The organism is Pseudomonas sp. MF7453 (genome assembly GCF_016405455.1).
Classification (GTDB): domain Bacteria; phylum Pseudomonadota; class Gammaproteobacteria; order Pseudomonadales; family Pseudomonadaceae; genus Aquipseudomonas; species Aquipseudomonas paralactis.
On the sequence record NZ_JAEKCN010000008.1, the window covers coordinates 19736 to 40512 of the forward strand.

Annotated in this window: 19 protein-coding genes and 1 other RNA gene; 8 read left to right on the forward strand and 12 right to left on the reverse strand. The window is 60.8% G+C overall.

The window, feature by feature from the left end; translation table 11 throughout:
• Positions 1-2 precede the first annotated feature (2 nt).
• The 9 genes from mraY to rsmI form a co-directional block, all read right to left on the reverse strand.
• Positions 3-1085, reverse strand: coding sequence for a phospho-N-acetylmuramoyl-pentapeptide-transferase (gene mraY, locus JFT63_RS13905; protein WP_057701555.1), 1083 nt, complete (start codon positions 1083-1085; stop codon positions 3-5).
• Positions 1085-2455: a UDP-N-acetylmuramoyl-tripeptide--D-alanyl-D-alanine ligase gene (locus JFT63_RS13910; RefSeq protein ID WP_198844170.1), complete on the reverse strand. Its 1371-nt coding sequence runs from the start codon at positions 2453-2455 to the stop codon at positions 1085-1087. Before JFT63_RS13910 ends, mraY begins: the two co-directional genes overlap by 1 nt.
• Entirely contained in the window at positions 2448-3911 is a 1464-nt protein-coding gene (locus JFT63_RS13915; RefSeq protein WP_198844171.1) for a UDP-N-acetylmuramoyl-L-alanyl-D-glutamate--2,6-diaminopimelate ligase, read from the reverse strand. Before JFT63_RS13915 ends, JFT63_RS13910 begins: the two co-directional genes overlap by 8 nt.
• Positions 3911-5653: a peptidoglycan D,D-transpeptidase FtsI family protein gene (locus JFT63_RS13920; RefSeq protein WP_167346925.1), complete on the reverse strand. Its 1743-nt coding sequence runs from the start codon at positions 5651-5653 to the stop codon at positions 3911-3913. The genes JFT63_RS13915 and JFT63_RS13920 overlap by 1 nt, the downstream gene beginning before the upstream one ends.
• Positions 5653-5946, reverse strand: coding sequence for a cell division protein FtsL (gene ftsL / locus JFT63_RS13925; protein ID WP_003188663.1), 294 nt, complete (start codon positions 5944-5946; stop codon positions 5653-5655). Before ftsL ends, JFT63_RS13920 begins: the two co-directional genes overlap by 1 nt.
• The gene (rsmH, locus tag JFT63_RS13930) at positions 5943-6890 is read right to left on the reverse strand and encodes a 16S rRNA (cytosine(1402)-N(4))-methyltransferase RsmH (RefSeq protein ID WP_057701559.1); all 948 of its coding nucleotides are present in this window, start codon (positions 6888-6890) and stop codon (positions 5943-5945) included. Before rsmH ends, ftsL begins: the two co-directional genes overlap by 4 nt.
• The gene (mraZ, locus tag JFT63_RS13935; protein WP_003171868.1) at positions 6887-7342 is read right to left on the reverse strand and encodes a division/cell wall cluster transcriptional repressor MraZ; all 456 of its coding nucleotides are present in this window, start codon (positions 7340-7342) and stop codon (positions 6887-6889) included. The genes rsmH and mraZ overlap by 4 nt, the downstream gene beginning before the upstream one ends.
• Before the next feature lie 355 nt (positions 7343-7697).
• Positions 7698-8051, reverse strand: an RNA gene (gene rnpB / locus JFT63_RS13940) — RNase P RNA component class A.
• Positions 8052-8146: 95 nt separating this feature from the next.
• On the reverse strand, positions 8147-9052 hold the full coding sequence (gene rsmI, locus JFT63_RS13945) for a 16S rRNA (cytidine(1402)-2'-O)-methyltransferase (RefSeq protein ID WP_087149482.1): 906 nt from the start codon (positions 9050-9052) through the stop codon (positions 8147-8149).
• 176 nt (positions 9053-9228) lie between these two features.
• Here rsmI and JFT63_RS13950 point away from each other — a divergent pair, with 176 nt between their 5' ends.
• The 4 genes from JFT63_RS13950 (at position 9229) to JFT63_RS13965 (ending at position 12676) form a co-directional block, all read left to right on the forward strand.
• Positions 9229-11040, forward strand: a complete 1812-nt coding sequence (locus JFT63_RS13950; RefSeq protein ID WP_186559203.1) for a penicillin-binding protein activator — start codon at positions 9229-9231, stop codon at positions 11038-11040.
• Positions 11040-11411, forward strand: coding sequence for a YraN family protein (locus JFT63_RS13955; protein WP_057701561.1), 372 nt, complete (start codon positions 11040-11042; stop codon positions 11409-11411). The genes JFT63_RS13950 and JFT63_RS13955 overlap by 1 nt, the downstream gene beginning before the upstream one ends.
• A 93-nt stretch (positions 11412-11504) precedes the next feature.
• On the forward strand, positions 11505-12098 hold the full coding sequence (locus JFT63_RS13960) for a phosphoheptose isomerase (protein WP_007904374.1): 594 nt from the start codon (positions 11505-11507) through the stop codon (positions 12096-12098).
• Positions 12095-12676: a BON domain-containing protein gene (locus JFT63_RS13965; protein WP_198844172.1), complete on the forward strand. Its 582-nt coding sequence runs from the start codon at positions 12095-12097 to the stop codon at positions 12674-12676. Before JFT63_RS13960 ends, JFT63_RS13965 begins: the two co-directional genes overlap by 4 nt.
• A gap of 77 nt (positions 12677-12753) precedes the next feature.
• Here JFT63_RS13965 and JFT63_RS13970 read toward each other — a convergent pair whose 3' ends face one another.
• Both JFT63_RS13970 and JFT63_RS13975 read right to left on the reverse strand, forming a co-directional pair.
• Positions 12754-13527 carry an OmpA family protein gene (locus JFT63_RS13970; RefSeq protein ID WP_186559207.1) on the reverse strand — a complete coding sequence of 258 codons (774 nt, stop codon included), beginning with the start codon at positions 13525-13527 and terminating at the stop codon, positions 12754-12756.
• A gap of 268 nt (positions 13528-13795) precedes the next feature.
• Complete coding sequence (locus JFT63_RS13975; protein ID WP_034126333.1) at positions 13796-14440, reverse strand: MBL fold metallo-hydrolase; 645 nt, start codon at positions 14438-14440, stop codon at positions 13796-13798.
• A gap of 154 nt (positions 14441-14594) precedes the next feature.
• Between JFT63_RS13975 and JFT63_RS13980 the strand changes: the two genes are divergently transcribed.
• From JFT63_RS13980 to JFT63_RS13995, 4 genes are read left to right on the forward strand one after another with little or no spacing between them, the layout of a single operon-like run.
• Positions 14595-15185: a paraquat-inducible protein A gene (locus JFT63_RS13980; protein ID WP_186559209.1), complete on the forward strand. Its 591-nt coding sequence runs from the start codon at positions 14595-14597 to the stop codon at positions 15183-15185.
• Complete coding sequence (locus tag JFT63_RS13985) at positions 15182-15826, forward strand: paraquat-inducible protein A (protein WP_186559211.1); 645 nt, start codon at positions 15182-15184, stop codon at positions 15824-15826. The genes JFT63_RS13980 and JFT63_RS13985 overlap by 4 nt, the downstream gene beginning before the upstream one ends.
• Positions 15807-17456, forward strand: coding sequence for a PqiB family protein (locus JFT63_RS13990; RefSeq protein WP_186559213.1), 1650 nt, complete (start codon positions 15807-15809; stop codon positions 17454-17456). The genes JFT63_RS13985 and JFT63_RS13990 overlap by 20 nt, the downstream gene beginning before the upstream one ends.
• A 14-nt stretch (positions 17457-17470) precedes the next feature.
• On the forward strand, positions 17471-18028 hold the full coding sequence (locus tag JFT63_RS13995) for a PqiC family protein (RefSeq protein ID WP_057701566.1): 558 nt from the start codon (positions 17471-17473) through the stop codon (positions 18026-18028).
• Between the two features lie 12 nt (positions 18029-18040).
• Here the strand turns inward: JFT63_RS13995 and JFT63_RS14000 are convergent, their stop codons facing one another.
• On the reverse strand, positions 18041-20773 hold the full coding sequence (locus JFT63_RS14000) for a LuxR C-terminal-related transcriptional regulator (RefSeq protein ID WP_198844173.1): 2733 nt from the start codon (positions 20771-20773) through the stop codon (positions 18041-18043).
• Positions 20774-20777 lie beyond the last annotated feature (4 nt).

A 20777-nucleotide genomic window follows, 5' to 3' on the forward strand; every position in this document is an offset into this window, starting at 1 on the left:
TTCTACCTCAGTTTCAGGGTGGCAAGGCCGACCAGTACCAGAATCACGGTGATGATCCAGAAACGGACAATCACGCGTGGCTCGGGCCAGCCCTTGAGTTCAAAGTGGTGGTGAATCGGCGCCATGCGGAACACACGACGCCCGGTCAATTTGAAGGAAGCCACCTGGATGACCACCGACAGGGTTTCCATCACGAACACACCGCCCATGATGAACAGCACGATTTCCTGGCGAACGATCACCGCGATGGTGCCCAGGGCAGCGCCCAGCGCCAGCGCGCCGACGTCACCCATGAAGACTTGTGCCGGGTAGGTGTTGAACCACAGGAACCCAAGGCCGGCACCAATCAGCGCGCCGCAGAACACGATCAGCTCACCGGCACCCGGTACATAAGGAATCAGCAGGTACTCAGCAAATTTCACGTTACCCGACAGGTAGCAGAAGATGCCGAGTGCGCCGCCCACCATCACGGTCGGCATGATCGCCAGGCCATCGAGGCCGTCGGTCAGGTTCACCGCGTTGCTGGAGCCGACGATCACGAAATAGGTCAGCACCACGAAGCCGACACCCAGTGGAATGCTCACGTCCTTGAGCATCGGGATGATCAAGGTGGTCTCGACTGCGCTCGGGGCAGTGGTATAGAGGAAAATCGCCGCAGCGAGGCCGAACACCGACTGCCAGAAATACTTCCAGCGGCTTGGCAGCCCCTTGGAATTTTTCTCGATGACTTTGCGGTAGTCATCTACCCAGCCGATGGCACCGAACAGCAGGGTTACCAGCAGCACCACCCACACGTAGCGGTTATGCAGGTCGGCCCAGAGCAAGGTGCTGACGCCGATGGACGACAGGATCAGCGCACCCCCCATGGTCGGCGTGCCGGACTTGGACAGGTGCGACTGCGGGCCGTCGTTACGAACCGATTGACCAATTTGCAGGTTCTGCAGGGTGCGGATCATCCACGGCCCCAGGAACAGTGACAAAGACAGCGCGGTCAGAATACCCAGGATCCCGCGCAGGGTCAGGTACTGGAAGACCGCGAAGCCTTTGTGGAACTGTTGCAGATACTCAGCCAGCAGCAGCAGCATTAATGTTTCTCCGTACTTGAGCCACACAAGGCTGCGACGACGTTTTCCATCACCGCGCTGCGCGATCCCTTGATCAAAATGGTTGTGTGTTTGTCGTGTTCAGACGCCGTCAGCGCCTGGATCAGTTCAGCCTGCGTCGCGAAATGCCGCGCACCGGGGCCGAAGGCGTTGACCGCATGAATCATGTTCATGCCGACTGCGTAGAGCGCATCCACCTTAGCGGCGGCATAGGCACCGACTTCACGGTGGCCTTGTTCAGCCCAATCGCCCAATTCGCCGATATCGCCCAGCACCAGCACCTTGCGCCCATCAAAGCCCTTGAGCAGGTCCACGGCGGCATTGATGGAGGACGGGTTGGCGTTGTAGGTGTCATCAATCACACGCATGCCGTTGCCGGCCAATTGCGCCACGGTGCGACCCTTGACCGGCTGCACCGCGCCCAGGCCGGTGGCAATACCGAACAGCGACACACCCAGGGCATGGGCAGCGGCGGCGGCGGCCAGGGCGTTGGCGACGTTATGGTTGCCCAGCAGGTTCAACTGCACGTGTTCGCTGCCTTGCGGGGTATGCAAGGTGAAGGACGGGCAACCGCGGGCGTCGACGGTAATGTTTGAGGCATGGAAGTCGGCCGCTGCATTGAGCACCGCAAACGTCAGCACCTTGCGCCCGGCAGCGCGTACACGCCAGGTCTCGAAAGCCTTGTCGTCCAGGTTCAGCACAGCGGTGCCTGAGGCATCGAGGCCTTCAAGGATTTCGCCCTTGGCTTCGACGATTTTGTCCGGCCCGCCGAACTCGCCGACATGGGCGGTACCGGCATTATTGATAATGGCAACGTGAGGCTTGGTCAGCGCCACGGTGTAGGCGATTTCGCCAATGCGCGAAGCACCCAGTTCGATCACGGCGGCCGTGTGTTCCGGAGCCAGTTCGAGCAGGGTCAGCGGTGCGCCGAAATCATTGTTGAGGTTGCCACGGGTCGCAAGCACCGGTCCGCGCGTACGCAGGACTCCGGCAAGCAGTTCCTTGACCGTGGTCTTGCCGCTGGAGCCGGTAATGGCCGCCACCGGTTTGTCAAAAGCAGCGCGGTTGAGCGCGCCCAGTTGGCCCAGGGCCAGGCGGGTATCGGCAACCAGCAATTGCGGCAAGGTGGAGTCGGCCACTTCACGCTGCACCAAGGCACCGACGGCACCTTTGGCGGCGACTTCGTTCAGGTAATCGTGACCATCGAAGCGCGGTCCTGCCAAGGCGACAAACAACTGCCCAGGCTGAATGTTGCGACTGTCGATGCTGACGCCGTTGAAGGTGCAATCGCTGGCCACGACACGGGCCGACAAGGCCAGGGTGAGTTCGCTGAACTTCATGACTTTAAGCATGGGCGACCTCCCAGGCAGTCAAGGCGTGATCGGCCTCGACCAGATCGGAGAAGGCATGACGCTCGCCGTTGATTTCCTGGTAGTCCTCGTGGCCCTTGCCCGCCAGCACCACCACGTCGTCAGCGCTGGCGCTGGCAATCAGTTGGGCAATGGCGGCGCCGCGACCGGCAACGAAGGTGGCCTTGGAGGCATCTTTGAAGCCGACACGAATGTCATCGAAAATCTGGCTGGGGTCTTCGCTGCGCGGGTTGTCGTCGGTGACAAGTACGCCGTCGGCCAAACGCTCGACGATCTCGGCCATCAATGGACGCTTGCCGCGATCGCGATCACCGCCGCAACCGAACAGGCACAGCAATTTGCCCTTGGCATGTGGGCGCAGCGCTTCGAGGACTTTTTCCAGGGCGTCCGGAGTATGGGCGTAATCGACCACCACCAGCGGCTGCTTGCCGCCACCCAGGCGTTGCATACGGCCAGCCGGACCTTCCAGCTTGGGCAATACGCGCAGAATTTCATCCAGGGCGTAATCCAGACCCAGCAATGCGCCGATGGCGGCGAGGACGTTGCTCAGGTTGAAGCGACCGAGCAAGGTACTGCGCAAGTGGTGTTCACCCTGGGGCGTGACCAGCGTGGCGCGTACGCCTTCGTCATTGAACTGGGCTTCGCGGCAATACAGGTAGGCACTGGAATCGTTCAGGCTATAGCTGATCAAGCGTGCTTCGCTTTCTTCGCCAGCCAGTTGACGGCCAAATGCGTCATCGAGGTTGATAACCCGGCACTTGAGATCATTCCAGGCAAACAGCTTGGCCTTGGCGGCGGCGTACGCCTCCATGGTGCCGTGGTAGTCGAGATGATCGCGGGACAGGTTGGTCATCACCGCTACGTCAAAAGCCAGGGCAGCCACTCGCCCTTGATCCAGGCCGTGTGAGGAGACTTCCATGGCAACTGCCTTGGCACCGGCCTTTTTCAGGTCGGCCAGGGTCGCTTGCACGGCAATTGGATTGGGCGTGGTATGCAGGCCGCTTTGCAGCGCGCCATAAAAGCCGGTGCCGAGGGTGCCGACAATGCCGCAGTGCTGGCCCAACAGGTCAAGGGCCTGGGCGACCAATTGGGTGACGCTGGTCTTGCCGTTGGTGCCGGTCACGCCGATCAGGTTGAGCTGACGGCTCGGGTCGCCGTAAAAGCGCCCGGCGATGTCGGAAAGCTGTGCAGCCAGGCCCTTGACCGGAATCAACGGCACGTCGGTGATCGGCAGCACAGTGGCGCCTTCCACTTCATAGGCCACAGCCGCCGCGCCGCGCTGCAGGGCGTCTGCGATATGGGCACGCCCATCGAACTTGCCGCCAGGCACCGCCAGGAACAGGTCACCGGCGCGTACGTTGCGGCTGTCCAGGCTCAGCTCGCGAATCAGCAGATCGCGGCCGGCATGGGCAAAAATCTTGTTGAGGCTCAGAGACATCAGCCGCGCCCTCCATTGGCTTTGACAACGGCGGCCGGCGGCCCTGCGTTGGCTTGTTGAGTCGGCGGCAGGTTGTCCGGCGTGATGTTCATCAGGCGCAGGGTGCCGGACATCACTTTGCTGAACACCGGCGCCGAGACCAGGCCACCGAAGTAGCCGGCTTTACTCGGTTCGTCGATCACCACGACGATGGCGTAGCGCGGATCGCTCATCGGGCCGAAGCCGGCGAACAGCGAACGGTAGGAGTTTTCGGCATAGCCCTTGGTGCCCACCGAGGTCTTACGCGCCGTACCGGACTTGCCTGCAACGTGGTACGCCGGCACCTGGGCGCGGAATACGCCGCGGGGTGCTTCGATCACTTGTTGCAGCATGCCTTGCATGGTTTTGGCGACTTTTTCCGGAATGACCTGGTTGGCTTTCGGCGGCTCGTCCACATGGATCAGGCTCAGCGGCACCATGCGCCCGTTATTGGCCAGTACCGAGAAAGCGTGGGCCAACTGAATCGCAGTCACCGACAGGCCGTAGCCGTAGGACAGCGTGGCAGTCTCGGCCTTCCTCCACTCGCGGTAGTTCGGCAGGTTGCCCACGCGCTCACCCGGGAAATCAAGGCCGGTGGGTTGCCCCAGGCCGATTTTTTGCGCCAGGTGATAGATCGTCTCGCCGCCAATGTCGAAGGCAACCTTACTCATGCCCACGTTACTGGAGTTGATCAGGATGCCTGTCAAATCCAGCACCGGACCTTCGGTACGGGACACGTCACGAATGGTGTATTTGCCCAACTGCAAGGTGCCTGGGTAAACCTCGACCTTGTCGCTGGGTTTCCAGCGCCCGGTTTCCAGGGCAGCGCTCATGGAGATGGCTTTCATGGTCGAACCCGGCTCGAACACGTCGATCATTGCGCGGTTACGCATCATCGCCGGCTGCAGATTGCGACGGTTGTTCGGGTTGTAGGTCGGCTGGTTGACCATGGCGAGGATCTCGCCGGTCTTCACGTCCATGATCACCAGGCTGCCGGCCTTGGCGCCGTTCTCGATGATTGCGTTACGCAGTTCGCGGTTGGCCAGGTATTGCAGGCGCAAATCGATCGATAACGCCAGAGGCTTGCCGGCCTTGGCGTTTTTGGTGACCTGGACATCCTTGATCAGCCTGCCGCGCCGATCCTTGATGACCTGCCGCTTGCCGGGAACGCCGGCCAGCCATTCGTCGTAGGCCAGCTCGACACCTTCGCGACCATGGTCATCGATATCGGTAAAGCCGACCATGTGCGCGGTGGTTTCACCGGCCGGGTAGAAACGACGAAACTCCTCGATGCCGTAGACACCGGGGATTTTAAGGTCAAGCACCTGCTGGCCTTGTTCCGGGGTGAGCCCACGAACCAGATAGATGAATTCCTTGTTGGCCTGGGCTTCAAGGCGCTCGGTCAGCGCCTTGCGGTCCTGGCCAAGGGCGGCGGCCAGCTCAGGCCACTTGTCCTTGGCAACTTGCAGCTCTTTGGCGTTGGCCCACAGCGTGGTTACCGGGGTGCTGACCGCCAGGGGCTCGCCGTTACGGTCGGTGATCAGACCGCGGTGCGCAGGAATGGGAATATGCCGCAGGCTGCGGGCGTCACCCTGGCCGATCAGGAAGTCGCGATCGACCACCTGCAGGTCGAAGATGCGCCAGACGATCGCGCCCACCATCAATGCCAGCAAGCCGAGCATCAGGCGGAAGCGCCACGGGTAGAGTGCGCCTTCGAGCTTCATCATGGCGCCACCATACGGACTTCGGCCGCGCCCGGAATGTGCATCTTCAACTGCTCGGTGGCCAGGACTTCAATACGGCTGTGGGCTGTCCAGGTACTTTGTTCGAGGATCAACCGGCCCCACTCCGCCTGCGCCTTGTCACGCACGCTCAACTCCCCATACAGGGTATTGAGCAACTGACGATTCCAGTGGGCGCTGTAGGACACCGCAATCGCGGACACCAGCACGCCGACAAACAGCAGCAACATAAAGAAGCTGCCGCCCGGCAGGGGCTTGGCGAAAAGCTTGCTCACCGCAACTTCTCCGCGACGCGCATGACGGCGCTACGGGAACGTGGGTTGGCCTTGAGCTCGGCTTCGGAAGCGAACTGCGCTTTGCCATGGATTTTGATTTTCGGCACAAAGGCTTCGAAACGTACCGGCAGGTTGCGCGGCAGGTTGTCGGACTCGCCCTTGACCAGACGACGCATGAACAGTTTGACGATGCGGTCTTCCAGGGAGTGGAAGCTGATCACCACCAGGCGACCGCCCACTTCCAAAGCATCCAGAGCGGCTTCAAGGCCAGCTTCCAGATCGCCCAATTCGTTGTTGACGTGAATGCGCAGGCCCTGGAACGCGCGGGTCGCCGGGTTCTTGCCCTTTTCCCACGCAGGGTTAGCGACCTTCAACACTTCGGCCAGGTCGGCGGTACGCTCGAACGGCTGGATTTCCCGACGCTCGACCACGGCACGCGCCATGCGGCCTGCGAAGCGTTCTTCGCCGTATTCCTTGAATACGCGGGCGATTTCTTCCACCGGTGCGGTGGCAATGAACTGGGCAGCGCTTACACCACGAGTGGGGTCCATGCGCATGTCCAGTGGGCCGTCGTTCATGAAGCTGAAGCCGCGCTCCGGGTCATCAAGCTGCGGCGAAGACACGCCCAGGTCGAGCAAAACCCCGGCCACCTTGCCCGCCATGCCGCGCTCGGCAACTTCGGCACCCAACTCGGCAAAGCTGCGCTGCACAACGACAAAGCGGCCGTCTTCGGCCGCTAGCGCTTGCCCGGTGGCAATCGCTTGAGGGTCCTTGTCGAACCCGAGGAGCTTACCGTCGGGCCCGAGCCGGCTGAGTATCAAACGACTGTGCCCGCCCCTGCCGAAGGTGCCATCCAGATAGCAGCCATCCGCGCGTACGGCGAGAGCCTCAACGGCTTCGTCAAGCAGTACGGTGATGTGGTTAAAGCCGCTATCTATAGTCACAGGATCAAATCACGCAGTTCATCAGGCATGGCGCCCGGTTGTTGAATAGCAGCCAGGTCTGCTGCAGAAACAGCGTCCCAGGCATCTTCGTCCCACAATTGGAACTTGTTCAGTTGGCCTACCAGCATTGCGCGCTTGTCGAGCTTGGCGTACTCGCGCAGACGCGGCGGCACCAGGAAACGACCGCTGCCATCGAGTTCAAGGTCGACGGCATTGCCGATCAGCAAACGCTGGAGGCGGCGGTTTTCTTCACGCAATGAAGGCAGCGCGCGCAACTTGGTTTCAATCAACTCCCACTCATCGAGCGGGTAAACACACAAACATGGATCAACGGCGTCAATCGTGATGATTAACTGCCCTGAACTTCGCGAAATGAGCTCGTCACGATACCGGCTCGGCATGGCGAGACGGCCTTTTGCATCGAGACTGATAGCGTTAGCTCCGCGAAACACAGATGCGTTTCTCCAAATTTTAGCGTTTTACGTTCAAAAAACCCACTTTGTGCCACTTTCCGCCACTTGCGCACACTATAGGAATGCGCCCACCACACCGTCAAGGCGCGTATTCAAGGAAAAGCCTTACAGAACGGAGATTTAGGAAGGTAAAAGGAGGAGAAACGAGAGTTTGACGATGTTTTTGACTCAACAACGGCAAATAGCTCATGGAGCTACGACTTAAAGTTAAAGTAATTTATTAAGAGTAAGATTTTTTTGGTATTACGAAGACGCATCTGCCAATGATTTGGCAGGGAGGGATTCTTGCGTTACTACCGGGTTTGCGCACGAGATTCGAACGCAAGGAAAAAAGGTGGAGAGTCGATCTGTAAGCCGGGTTCTGTCTTGAACAGTCATTCGTCTACGATGGCCATCACTGGACATCTTTAGCAACCTACCCGGTCCCAGCGCGGGCCACGCCTTGGGACCCTATTTGGTCTTGCTCCAAGTGGGGTTTACCTAGCCACGAACTGTTGCCAGTCGTGCGGTGCGCTCTTACCGCACCTTTTCACCCTTACCGGCACCGAAGTGCTTAGGCGGTTATTTTCTGTGGCACTTTCCGTAGGCTCACGCCTCCCAGGCATTACCTGGCACTTCGCCCTATGGAGCCCGGACTTTCCTCCCCCCCCTAATTTTCATAGAGGGCAGCGACTGTCCAATCGACTCTCCGCCGCGCAGGTTAACGGCACGAGGGTCTGAGGACAAGTATTAAAGTGCAGCAGTGCCATCATGTTCGGACGAAATACAGGTTTGACCCCGGAACTATTCGGCCTTCTGTTTATCAAGCGCCACTTGATACAACACGTTTTTGCGCACGCCGGTAATTTCTGCGGCAAGGGCGGCGGCACGCTTTAGCGGCATCTCCTTGAGCAACAAATCAAGGACGCGCATGGCTTCACTGCCCACAGCGTCTTCATTCTCCGGCGCAGTCCAGCCGGCCACCAGCACCACACATTCGCCGCGCTGCTGATTGCTGTCGCCCTCGACAAACGCCCGCAACGCCTCCAGCGGCAGCCCCTTGAGGGTTTCGAAGGTCTTGGTCAACTCGCGGGCCAGCAAGGCCAGGCGCTCGCCGCCGAACACCAGTTCCATATCCTGCAGGCATTCAAGGATGCGGTGCGGAGCTTCGTAGAAGATCAGGGTGCGTGGCTCTTCCTTCAGGGCCTGAAGGCGTGCGCGACGCCCTACTGCCTTGGCCGGCAGGAAACCTTCAAAAATAAAACGGTCCGACGGCAAGCCTGCGGCAGATAATGCGGCAATCAGCGCGCACGCTCCCGGAACAGGCACTACATTGATACCAGCGGCGCGTGCCTGGCGGACCAGGTGGTATCCCGGATCGGAAATCAACGGCGTCCCCGCATCGGAGATCAGCGCCACATCGTCACCGGCCAGCAAGCGGGTGATGAAACGGCTGCCTTCTTCGCGCTCATTGTGCTCATGGCACGCTGCCAGCGGCGTGCTGATACCAAAATGCTGCATCAACCGTTGGGAGTGCCGCGTGTCTTCCGCCGCGATCAATTTAACCTCGCGCAACACCTTCAGCGCCCGGGCACTGATGTCGTCCAGGTTGCCAATGGGCGTCGCCACCACAAAAAGCGAGCCAGCAGTGGAATTCAATGGACCTGGAGCAGTCAAAACGCACACCTCGATGGTTGGCAAAAGCCACATTGTAGCGCGTAGACGCCTTGAAAATATGCCATCACGGTGGATGCCGTTTCAGCCAGCCTTTGCCAATCGCAACATTTACACGACCTAAATCCACGGTTTAACGCCACTAACATCGCGCCTGGGCCAGTGCTTGGGTACACTTCCACGCTAATTTGATCGGTATCAGGAACACTTACATGATCGCTTGCCTGCGGCTGCTTTCCGCCCTCTGCCTCGCTGCCTTGCTGGCTGCCTGTGCCAGCTCGCCCTCGTCCAGCCTTGGCGACCTGCCACGGACTCCGGATGCCAGTATCGAGCAACTGCTCGAACAGGCGACGAACGCCAACACGCCAGAAAAGGCTGCCATGCTGCGCCTGAGTGCGGCAGACCTGGCCTACCGGCAAAACAACCCCGGCCGCTCGTCGCAGATTCTTGCGCAGGTGCCCCTGGATGCTCTCAAGCCCGCCGCGCAGATATTCGCCAGCACCCTGGCCGCCGAACTGGCGATGACACGCAACCAGCCCAAGGCGGCATTGGCGGCGCTGAACCATCCCAGCCTGCAAAGCCTGAAGGAGCTGCCGGCAGACCAGCAGATCCGCACCGGCACCGTGCACGCCCGCGCTTATGAAGCCGACGGCCAGACCCTGGCCGCCGCTCGCGAGCGGGTTGCCATGGCACCGCTGCTCACCGGTGACGCCGCCGCAAGCAATCATGAAGCCATTTGGGTACTGATTGCCGCGCTGCCGGCCGAACAGCTGCAAGCCAGCGGCAACCCGACACTCGATGGCTGGGTGACCCTGGCCCAGGCAGTCAAGGGCGCCGGCACCCTGGAGCAACAACAGGCTGCCATCGATACCTGGCGCGCGCAGAACCCGGGCCACCCGGCAGCGGTGCAACTGCCGACGCCATTGACCAAACTCAAGGAGCTGGCCAGCCAGCCCCTGAACAAGATTGCAGTGCTGCTCCCGCAGGAGGGCCCGCTGGCTTCGGTCGGCAAGGCGCTGCGTGAAGGTTTCATGGCGGCTCACTACCAGGCCGAACAGGCCGGGCAGAAGGCGCCGGTCATTGAGTTCTACGACAGCTCGCGCCTGAGCTCTCTTGATGATTTTTACGCCAAGGCCCAGGCCGCCGGCGTGCAACTGGTGGTAGGCCCGCTGGAAAAGCCCCTGGTCAAACAACTCAGCGCACGCCCGCAATTGCCGATCACCACCCTGGCACTCAATTACAGCGAGACCGATCAAGCCCCGGCGCAACTGTTCCAATTCGGCCTGGCGGCTGAAGACGAAGCCCGTGAAGTGTCGCGCCGCGCCCGTGCCGACGGCCTGCATCGCGCCGCTGCCATGGTGCCCCGTGGCGAATGGGGCGAGCGTGTCTACAAGGCCTTCCGCCAGGATTGGGAAGCCAACGGCGGCACTGTGATGGGCGTCGAGTATGTCGATCAACCTGTGGCACTGGCCCAGCAGATCGCCGACCTGTTCCAGTTGCGTAAAAGCGAAGGTCGCGCCAAGAGCCTGCAAAGCACGGTCGGCACCGACGTTGCCGCCCAGCCTTCACGTCGCCAGGACATTGAGTTCATCTTCCTGGCCGTCACCCCGCAACTGGCCCAGCAGATCAAGCCGACCCTGAACTTCCAGTACGCCGGCGATGTGCCGGTCTACGCCACGTCCCATGTCTTCAGTGCCAGCGGCGACCGCAACCAGTACCTGGATATGACCAACGTGATGTTCTGCGAAACCCCTTGGCTGCTGGACACCACCGACCCGCTGCGCAACCAGGTCGCCGCGCAATGGCCGCAAGCCAATGGCAGCCTGGGTCGCCTGTACGCGATGGGCGTCGACGCCTACCGCCTGGCACCGCGCCTGGGCCAACTCAAGGCACTGCCCGACACCCGTGTCGACGGCCTCTCGGGCAATCTGGGCATCAGCGCCAACCAGCGCGTCGATCGCCAGATGCCATGGGCGAAGTTCGTTGGCGGCGCCATCCAGCGACTGCCCGATACCCCACGCTGATGCCCGAGCGGTCCAGCACACAAAGCGGCAAGGATGCCGAACTTCAAGCGCTGAAATATCTGCAACAACAGGGTCTGCGCCTTCTGGCGCAGAACTGGTTATGTAAACGCGGCGAGCTTGATCTGGTCATGCTTGACGGCGATACAGTAGTATTCGTCGAAGTCCGCTACAGAAAACACGCACAATGGGGTGGCGCGCTCGCCAGTATCGACGGGCGCAAACGTCAGAAACTGATACTCGCCGCGCAGTTTTTTCTGCTAAAAGAGCATCGCTGGGCTGACAGCCCCTGCCGTTTCGATGTGGTCGCCATAGAAAGCACACCGTCGGGTCCTGCTGATCTGAACTGGCTCAAAGATGCCTTCGACAGCTGACGCACCCGGCACCTTCACCACACATTTTTGCTCTTTGCATTGCGGGCTGCACATTACCTGTGCCAAACAGCCGCGCTACTTAAGGTCACACAGATGGACATGCAATCCCGAATTCGCCAGCTTTTCCAGGCCAGCATCGACACCAAGCAACAGGCGATGGACGTACTTGCACCGCACATCGAGCAAGCCAGTCAGGTCATGGTCAACGCCTTGCTCAACGAAGGCAAAATGCTTTCGTGCGGCAACGGGGGTTCGGCTGGTGATGCCCAGCATTTCTCTTCCGAGCTGCTCAACCGCTTCGAGCGCGAACGTCCGAGCCTGCCAGCGATTGCCTTGACCACCGACTCGTCGACAATCACTTCGATTGCCAACGATTACAGCTACAACGAAATCTTCTCCAAGCAGATCCGCGCCCTCGGCCAGCCGGGCGATGTGTTGCTGGCGATTTCCACCAGCGGCAACTCGGCCAATATTATTCAAGCGATCCAGGCCGCACATGATCGCGAAATGATTGTCGTAGCCTTGACCGGTCGCGACGGTGGCGGCATGGCTTCGCTGCTGCTGCCTGAGGACGTGGAGATTCGCGTCCCGGCCAATGTCACTGCACGTATCCAAGAAGTTCATCTGCTGGCGATCCACTGCCTGTGCGATCTGATCGACAGCCAACTGTTCGGGAGTGAAGAATGACCGTTAATCGCATCAGTCTTTTGGCCATCACGCTGTGCGTCGCCATCAGCGGCTGCAGCTCGGCTATCACCGCTACACGGGACACCCCTATCCAGGACGACCGTGGCACACGCACCTTCGGCAGCACCATCGATGATTCGCTGATCGAAACCAAGGTCAAAGTCAACGTCGCCAAGGCTGCTACCGACCTGGGCAACGGTGCTTCGCGCATCGTGGTGACCAGCTTCAACGGCGTCGTCCTGCTGGCAGGGCAAACCCCGCGCGCCGACCTCAAGGCCCAGGCTGAACAAGCCGCTGCGGGCGTGCAGCGCGTCAAGAAGGTCCACAACGAACTGCAGGTCATGGACCCGATCACCCTGCTGGCCATCAGCAACGATGCGCTGCTGACCACCAAGATCAAGGCGCAGATGCTGACCGACAGCGCGGTGCCAGGCTCGCGAATCAAGATCGTGACCGATAACGGCATCGTCTACATGATGGGCCTGCTGACCCAGGCCGAAGCCACCCGCGCCGCCAACCTGGTGCAGGGCGTGTCCGGCGTGCAGAAAATTGTAAAGGTGTTCGAATACATCGATTGAGAACGCCCCCTAGACCAACAGCCACAAAAAAGGGCGCCGTGCATTGACTGCACGGCGCCCTTTTTAGTGGCCAGCGTTTACTGGTATTGCTGGTACGGGTTGCCCTGGAACTGATTGTTCTGCTGTGGCGCCTGTTGTTGCTGACCAGGCTGGCCGTACTGCTGGCCTGGGATAGGACCGAGGTTGACCTCAACGCGACGGTTCTGGGCACGGCCATTCACATCACCGTTGCTGGCAATCGGGTTATCCGGGCCGGCACCGCGCGCGCTCAGGTTGGCACCATTGACGCCTTGGGACGTCAGGTAGTTGGCCACGCTCTGCGCACGACGCTGGGACAGGTCCATGTTCAACTGGCGGCTGCCGGTGCTGTCGGTGTAGCCGACGATCTGGATGGTGTTCTGGTTGAACTGCTTGAGGGAGCTGGCCAGGTTGTTCAGCGGCTGGTAGAAGCTGCTGGAGATCGCGTCCGAGTTGGTGGCGAAGGTGATATTACCCGGCATGATCAGCTTGATCTGGTCACCCTGGCGCTGCACCTCTACCCCGGTATTGGCCATGCTCTCACGCAGCTTTTTCTCTTGCTGGTCGGCGTAGTAGCCATAACCTGCAGCACCGGCACCCGCAACGACTGCGCCAATCAGCGCGCCCTTGCCACGGTTGTTATGGTCGATGGCCGCACCGGCCAATGCACCGGCCAGCGCACCGAGGCCGCCGTACTTGGCGGTCTTGCTCATACCGCTTTCGGAACCATTACCGGCCTGTCCCTGGCTGCCGTCATAAGGATTAGGTGAGGCGCAGCCGGACAACAGGGCTACGGCGGTAGCGACAACAAGCAGACGACGCGGAGTAAACATGAAGGGAGCTCCTACTTTTGCATTCTGTGATGCAGAGGACATTGGCAATGGACCTGTGCCGAGTTTGGAACGCGACAAACGGCAAAAATTCCGTGCTGGGGTGCGTAAAGCATAGCTGTCTTTGGCTCGGGCCTGTGTCGGTGTGTGTCTGTGGCGAGGGAGCTTGCTCCCGCTGGGGCGCGAAGCGGCCCCGCTTTTTGTTTGTGGGACTGCTGCGCAGTCCAGCGGGAGCAAGCTCCCTCGCCACAGTCCTGACTGAAAGACCCGATCAGGCACGCACGAACGGATTCTCGCGCATCTCATCCCCCAGCAACGTATCAGGCCCATGCCCGGTTACCACCGTCGCGCCTTCGTCCAACGTATACAAGCGCTGCTTGATCGACCGCACGATCGTCGCCTGGTCGCCGCCCCACAAATCCGTACGCCCCACGCCACGCCGGAACAAGGTGTCACCGGCAATCAGCAGCTTGGCATCGGCAAACCAGAAGCTCATCGAGCCCGGCGTATGCCCTGGAGTGTGCAAGGCTACGCCGCACCCACAAGCCAACTCTTCATCGTGTTCCAGCCAGCGATCCGGCGACGGCACCGGCACATAGGGCACGCGAAACATCTGGCATTGCATTTCCAGGTTGTCCCACAGAAATTGATCGTCCTTGTGCAGGTGCAGCGTGGCGCCGGTCTTTTCCTTCAATTGGCCGGAAGCCAGAAAGTGATCCAGGTGAGCATGGGTATGGATAATGCTCACCACCTTCAGACCCAACGCATCAAGACGCGCCAGGATCAACTCGTGGTTGCCGCCGGGGTCGACTACGATGGCTTTTTTAGTGATCGGGTCGCCAATGATGGTGCAGTTGCACTGCAACGGGCCGACGGGGAAGGTTTCGCGAATCAACGGTTGTTTTTCGATAGTCATGGGTGTCCTGCAAGCTCTATGGCGCGTTCCAAGTGCAGTATGGTGTAGCTTGCCCCTGCTCTGGAAGGAGTCGATTGCGCGGTATATCCGCTGCTAAGCTACACAAGCGCCATTAAGTCCACCGCTGCAGTCAGTCGCATTTGGAGCAACACCTTTGGTGAATCAACAGATCATCTGCGAGCACTGCGACTGCGTGTACGAAAAAGTCACGCTCGCTAAACATCAAAAAGCCCTGTGTGTGCGGTGCTCGGGTGTGCTGCAGCGCTATAACGGCCTGTCGGTGCAACAACGCCTCGCGCTGACGGTGACCGCGGCAGTGCTGTGGACCTTTGCCAACTTTTATCCGGTGATGAGCATCAGCCTGCAGGGCTTGAAAAACAGCGCGACGCTGTGGGATTCGGTGGTGGCGCTGAGCCTGGGGCCGATCACGTTCATTGCGTTGGTGGCGGCAATCTCCATCATCATCGCGCCGGTGTTTCAGTTGGCCTTGCTGATCTGGGTGCTGAGTTTCGCCTTGATCGGCAAGCGCTCGCCGGCATTCAAGCTTTGCATGCGCTGGCTGGAAGCGCTCAGGCCCTGGAGTATGCTGGAAGTCTGCCTGCTGGGCGCCATGGTCGCCGTGTTCAAGCTGGCGGGTATGCTGGATGTAATCCCCGGCACCGGCCTGTTTGCCTTGGCCGCCCTCAGCCTGTTGCTGATCCGTATTGCCGGACGCGATGTCCGCGACCTCTGGGACACCGTATGAATTCACCGCCCACCGCCCGCGAGCTCAACCTGTGCCTGTGCCATACCTGCGGCCAGGCCTGCGACATGCGCCTGGAGCCCACCGAATGCGAGCGCTGCGGCGCGCCTTTGCACCGGCGCAAAACTCAATCCCTGACGCGCACCTGGGCCTACATGCTGACCGCCCTCGCCTTTTACGTACCGGCCAATTTACTGCCGGTGATGAATACCACCATGCTCGGCTCCGGCGCAGACAGCACCATCATGAGCGGCGTGCTGGAGTTCTGGCAGCATGGCGCCTGGGACATTGCACTGATCATTTTCATCGCCAGCATTGCCGTGCCGGGCATCAAGTTCTTGTCACTGGGGCTGCTGCTGATCACCGTGCAGCGCAACAGCCAGTGGGCGCGCAAGGAGCGTTCGAAGCTGTTTCGGTTTATCGAGCTGATCGGCTATTGGTCGATGCTTGATGTCATCGTGGTTGCACTGGTGGCCGCGCTGGTGAAGTTTCAAGCCCTGGGCACGATCGAACCGCGCCTGGGCATTCTGTTTTTTGGCTTGGTGGTGGTATTTACCATGCTCGCGGCCATGAGTTTTGATCCCCGGCTAATCTGGGAAAACCCACCTAACGAGGAGACCTCGGATGAGTGCATCCAAGGCTGACACCCCTGCGGGGCAACCCATGATCAAGACGCGTCGCTTCAGTGTCTCGCTGGTTTGGATCGTGCCGATTGTCGCCGTGCTGGTCGGTATTTCGCTGGTGGTCCACAGCGTGCTTCAGCAAGGGCCCACCATCGTCCTCAACTTCAAGACCGGGAGTGGGCTGGTCGCCAACAAGACCGAGGTCAAGTACCGCAACGTGGTGATCGGCCAAGTGACCGCCGTGGCCTTGAGCGATGACCAGAAAAGTGTCAACGCCACCATCGAGCTGTCCAAGCAGGCCGAAAGCTTCACCCGTGAAGATTCGAAATTCTGGGTCGTGCGCCCACGCATCGGCGCAGGCGGCGTATCCGGTATCGACACGCTGTTGTCCGGCGACTACATCGGCGCCGATATCGGCCAATCCGAAAACCGCGCCAAACATTTCACCGGCCTGGAAAACCCGCCCCCCATCACCTATGGCGAGCCTGGCAAGCGCTTCACTCTGCACACGCAAACGTTGGGTTCCCTGGACATCGGTTCGCCGGTCTATTACCGCAAAATCCCGGTCGGCCAGGTGGTGGCATACGAGCTGGACAGCGAAGGCAAGGGCGTGAACGTCGAAGTCTTTATTCACGCGCCCAATGATGGGTACGTCACCGAAAACACCCGGTTCTGGAATGCCAGCGGTGTGGATCTGAGCGTCGGTGCCAATGGCTTTGCACTGAAGACCGAATCGGTGTCGTCCATGCTGATGGGCGGAATCTCCTTCCAGGCCCCACCCTACAATCCCAACGACAAGCCGGCAGAAGAGAACCGCGGCTTTGAACTGTTCGAAGACCAGCAAAGCGCCCTCGCCCCACCCAATGGCAAGGGGCAATACATGGTCCTGCGCTTTGATCAGGCCCTGCGCGGGCTGAAAGTCGACGCACCGGTGGAGTTCCTCGGTGTCGAGTTCGGCAAGGTGGTATCGATCAATCTGGATTTCGATGCGAAGAAACGCAGCTTCCCGGTCAATGTCGGCATCGTGATCTACCCGCAACTGCTCGGCGAAGCGCACACCAAGTTGCTCAAGGCCATGAACAATAACCCTGACGATGAGGCGGCCGGCGTGCGCCTGATCGGCAGCTTCATCGAAAACGGCCTGCGCGCCCAGGCCCGCAGCGGTAACCTTTTGACCGGCCAGTTGTACATCGCTCTGGACTTCTACCCCAAAGCCGAGAAAGTGGCGTTCGATCCAAACCAGCGCCCTGTGGGCATCCCCACCATCCCGGGCAACCTGGAACAACTGCAAGAGAAGTTCGAAGGTATCGTCAACAAGCTCAGCCAACTGCCGGTCGAGCGGATTGCCGGCAACCTGGACGCCAGCCTTGTCGAACTGCGCAAGGGCCTGGCGCAATTCAACGCCAAGACGCTGCCGGGTGTGCAGACGACACTGGCCGACGTGAGCAAGACCCTGCAATCGGCCAGCTCAACCCTGGCCGAAGACTCTCCCCAGCGTGAACAACTGACACAGACCCTGGATGAACTGGCGCGCATGTCGCGTTCCTTGCGCGAGCTTTCCGATTACCTGGGCCGGCATCCAGAGTCGCTGATTCGCGGTCGTCCCGATAACGCTGCGCCGAACGACCTGCAAGGGCCACCCCGCAAATGACCATTGGAGCCGCCATGACGTCGCCGTTGAAGATCACCCTGTTGACCACGATGCTGTTGCTCGCGGCCTGTCGCAGTGACCCCATCGCCTTCCACACCCTGACTCCGTCGCACGCCAGCAACAGCACAGGCGCAGATGCCGGTGGTGTACGGATTGAAAGCCTCAGCGTGCCGCCACAGGTCGACCGCGCGCAGATCGTGGTGCGCCAGGGTGACAGCGGGCTGGCGATTCTGGAAACCCAGTGGTGGGCCGCCAGCCTTGCTGACGAACTCAAGAGCGCTTTGGTGGATCAATTGGCCAATAGCGATCCGCGCCACGCAGTGGCCCTGCGCCTTGAAGTGCAGCGCTTTGACTCGGTCCCAGGGCAGTACGCGCTGCTCGATGTACGCTGGCGCCTGCGGCAGATCAACGGCGACCGCCCGGCACTGACCTGCCGCAGCACTTTGCAATCACCGGCGGGGCCGAGCATCGACGATCTGGTGGTGGCGCATCAGAACAACCTCAAGCGGTTCGCCGCACTGATCAATCAAACCATCGGCACGTCACTCAAAGGCTGCCCCGCCGCGCCATAAACGGCGCTGGGCTCAGGCCAGCAAGCCCATGGCCTTGGCTCGCGCCACTGCCTGGGTTCGGCGCTCCACGCCGAGCTTGCTGTTGATATGGCTGGCGTGGGTCTTGACCGTGTGCAGGGAGATAAACAGCTGGTTGCTGATTTCCTGGTTTGAACAGCCTTGGGCAATCAGTTGCAGCACCGCCAGCTCCCGCGTACTCAGGGTTTCCTGATGAGCCGGGGCCTGGACCACGCTGACCTGGGGCAACAGCGCCAGCAAGCTCTGGTTCAGCAAGCCATGGGGATCCTTGCCCAACTGCTCGCGCATCCAGTCCGGGTGGCCCTCCAGCAGCCGCTGAAATGGCTGCAATGCGCCGCCCGAGCCGGCTTCAAGCGCACGTGCCAATACTGCCCGGGCCTTGGCTTCCTGGCCGCACACCAACAGAAGCTGTGCCTGCTGGGTCAGCGCCATCAAGGCAATCATCTGACGCCCGCTGTTTTGGGACTGTTGCGCCAGTTCTTCCAGGCGTCGCAACGCGGTGTCGGGCTGACTGCGTATCGCATCGAGCGCGGCTTGTTGCAGTTCGATATGTTGCGGCAGATGTGGATGAAATTCCGGCGCGGCGGCGGCGTGCTCGCCGTTGTAAGTCTGCCCCAGCCGGGTCAGCCAGGCGTCCGCCAGGTCGATACGGCCTTGAGCCAACCACAGCTCGCATTTGATCAGCGTAATCATCGCCAGGTAATAGATCGGCGGTACGTCCCAGATGTGCATCAAGCGCTCGGCCTCGGCCAGCTCGGCAAAGGCATTGGCAAACTGGCAGCGCCGCCCTTCATAGCTGGCGATCACGCAATGCCCGATCAGTACGCTGATATCCCGACAGGCGCGGGCTTCGGCCAGGCCCGTACGCAAACGCACAAGGCCGGCTTCGGGCTGGTAACGCGCCAGCAGCAGGTAACCCTCGTAGAGCGACAGCCGCGCCCGCACCGCATACAGGCGCTGGGGCGCCAGGCCGTGCAGGCGTTCCAGGCCCTGGCGTACTTCATCCAGTGAGCGCAGGATTTCGCCACGCGCCTGCAGAACCCTTGCCCGGTCGTAATGAGCCAGGGCTTCAAACAACGGGTTACCGACGCGCTGCGCCAGTTCCAGGGATTCGCGGTTCAAACCGCGGGCGCGCCACAGGTCGGCATCGACAATCGCCAGATTGGACAGGGTCGACAGGCACATCAGGCGCTGGCCGTAGCGCTTTTGCGGCAGGCTTTCCAATGCCTCGTTGCAATAGCGCTGGGTCAATTCGTGATCCCCGCGCCCACGGGCAATGATTCCGCTCAACGCCAGCCACTGGGCCAACATGGATTTTTGCGCGGTCGCCGAGGGTGCCGGCAGGAAGCGGCTGAGGTAGCTGGAGAGCTCCTGCGCCGCGTCCAATTGGCACGCCAGCCCCAATGCCCAGCTGTAGAGCACGATCAAACGCGGCGTGCTGATCAGCAGGCTGTCGGGCAAGTCCATCTTCCAGCGCAGCAACATGCCCACATTCTGCTCCGCCAACAGCTGCTCTTCGGACAGGTTCTGGACCAGGTTCGCCGCCACGTCCAGATGGCCGGCCCGCAGCGCCTGCTCCACCGCCTCGTCGATCAAGCCCTGGGCGTTGAACCAGCGGCAGGCGCGCAAGTGCAAGCTGGCCGGCGGCAAGGTGGCGCTCTTCTCGCGACGGGTACGCAGCAGGTCGGAAAACAAATGGTGATAGCGGAACCAGTGGCCCTGTTCATCCAGCGGCACCAGAAATACCTGATGGGCCTGCAAATACCTCAGGATTTCGGCGCTGTCATGGGCTTCGCGGAGTGCATCACACAACTCGCTGCAAAAACGCTCCTGGGGCGCGGTGTCGTACAGGAACGCCTGCACGTCGGCAGGCAGGCAGTCGATGACTTCTTCAAGCAGGTAATCCCGGATCAACCCTTCGCCACCGTGCAGGCTTTGGGGCAAGGCCCCCTCATTACCACCGGCTTCGGACGCGGCCAATAGCCAGAAGCGCAGGCCGGCGACCCAACCCTCGCTGCGGCGGATCAGGTTTTCCAATGCCTCGCCGCCCAACCCGCTGCTGTGTCCATCCAGCACGGCCAGGGATTCGTCGTGGGTCAGGCGCAGGTCTTGTTCATGCAACTCCAGCAGATGCCGCGACAAACGCAGGCGTGCCAGGTGCCAGTCCGGACGCTGCCGGCTGGTAACCAGTACCAACAGGCCATCGGGCAAATGATTGAGAAAAAATTGCAGACAACGATCCAGCACCGGGCCCTGGGCCAGGTGGTAGTCATCCAGCACCAGCAATAGCGGCGAGCGTGTGGACAGATGCTCCGCCAGCTCATCGAGCAAGCCGTCCAGCCACTCTTCAAAGGCAAAGGGTTGATGACGCTGACGCATTTTCAGCAGGCCCAGGGATTGGGCGCCCAGCTGCGGAAAATAGTGCTGCAAGCCGTCGAGCAACCGCTCAAGGAAGCGGCCAGGGTCATTGTCCCGCGGGCTGAGGCCCAGCCACAGACTTTGCCAGTGCGCGGGCAAGCCCTGACAGAACTCCACCGCCAACGAGCTCTTGCCAAAGCCGGCGGGCGCGCAGACCAGCAACAGTCGCCCCTCCAGCCCGGCATTCAACCGTTCGCACAGGCGCGGGCGCAGCACGTAGCCGTCAGGCAAAGGGGGCCTGTAGAAACGGCCTTCCAGGGTTGGTATCACCACACCGGCAGGCGCTTGAATTCGGGACAGATCAGTCATCGCC

Coding starts and splice junctions, on each gene's coding strand:
- JFT63_RS13970 (WP_186559207.1), bottom strand. CDS start 13,527: ATGTTTACTCCGCGTCGTCTGCTTGTTGTCGCTACCGCCGTAGCCCTG.
- JFT63_RS13910 (WP_198844170.1), bottom strand. CDS start 2,455: ATGCTTAAAGTCATGAAGTTCAGCGAACTCACCCTGGCCTTGTCGGCC.
- JFT63_RS14000 (WP_198844173.1), bottom strand. CDS start 20,773: ATGACTGATCTGTCCCGAATTCAAGCGCCTGCCGGTGTGGTGATACCA.
- rsmI (WP_087149482.1), bottom strand. CDS start 9,052: ATGTGGCTTTTGCCAACCATCGAGGTGTGCGTTTTGACTGCTCCAGGT.
- JFT63_RS13960 (WP_007904374.1), top strand. CDS start 11,505: ATGGACATGCAATCCCGAATTCGCCAGCTTTTCCAGGCCAGCATCGAC.
- JFT63_RS13955 (WP_057701561.1), top strand. CDS start 11,040: ATGCCCGAGCGGTCCAGCACACAAAGCGGCAAGGATGCCGAACTTCAA.
- JFT63_RS13920 (WP_167346925.1), bottom strand. CDS start 5,653: ATGAAGCTCGAAGGCGCACTCTACCCGTGGCGCTTCCGCCTGATGCTC.
- JFT63_RS13950 (WP_186559203.1), top strand. CDS start 9,229: ATGATCGCTTGCCTGCGGCTGCTTTCCGCCCTCTGCCTCGCTGCCTTG.
- JFT63_RS13915 (WP_198844171.1), bottom strand. CDS start 3,911: ATGTCTCTGAGCCTCAACAAGATTTTTGCCCATGCCGGCCGCGATCTG.
- JFT63_RS13975 (WP_034126333.1), bottom strand. CDS start 14,440: ATGACTATCGAAAAACAACCGTTGATTCGCGAAACCTTCCCCGTCGGC.
- JFT63_RS13990 (WP_186559213.1), top strand. CDS start 15,807: ATGAGTGCATCCAAGGCTGACACCCCTGCGGGGCAACCCATGATCAAG.
- JFT63_RS13965 (WP_198844172.1), top strand. CDS start 12,095: ATGACCGTTAATCGCATCAGTCTTTTGGCCATCACGCTGTGCGTCGCC.
- JFT63_RS13995 (WP_057701566.1), top strand. CDS start 17,471: ATGACGTCGCCGTTGAAGATCACCCTGTTGACCACGATGCTGTTGCTC.
- JFT63_RS13985 (WP_186559211.1), top strand. CDS start 15,182: ATGAATTCACCGCCCACCGCCCGCGAGCTCAACCTGTGCCTGTGCCAT.
- mraY (WP_057701555.1), bottom strand. CDS start 1,085: ATGCTGCTGCTGCTGGCTGAGTATCTGCAACAGTTCCACAAAGGCTTC.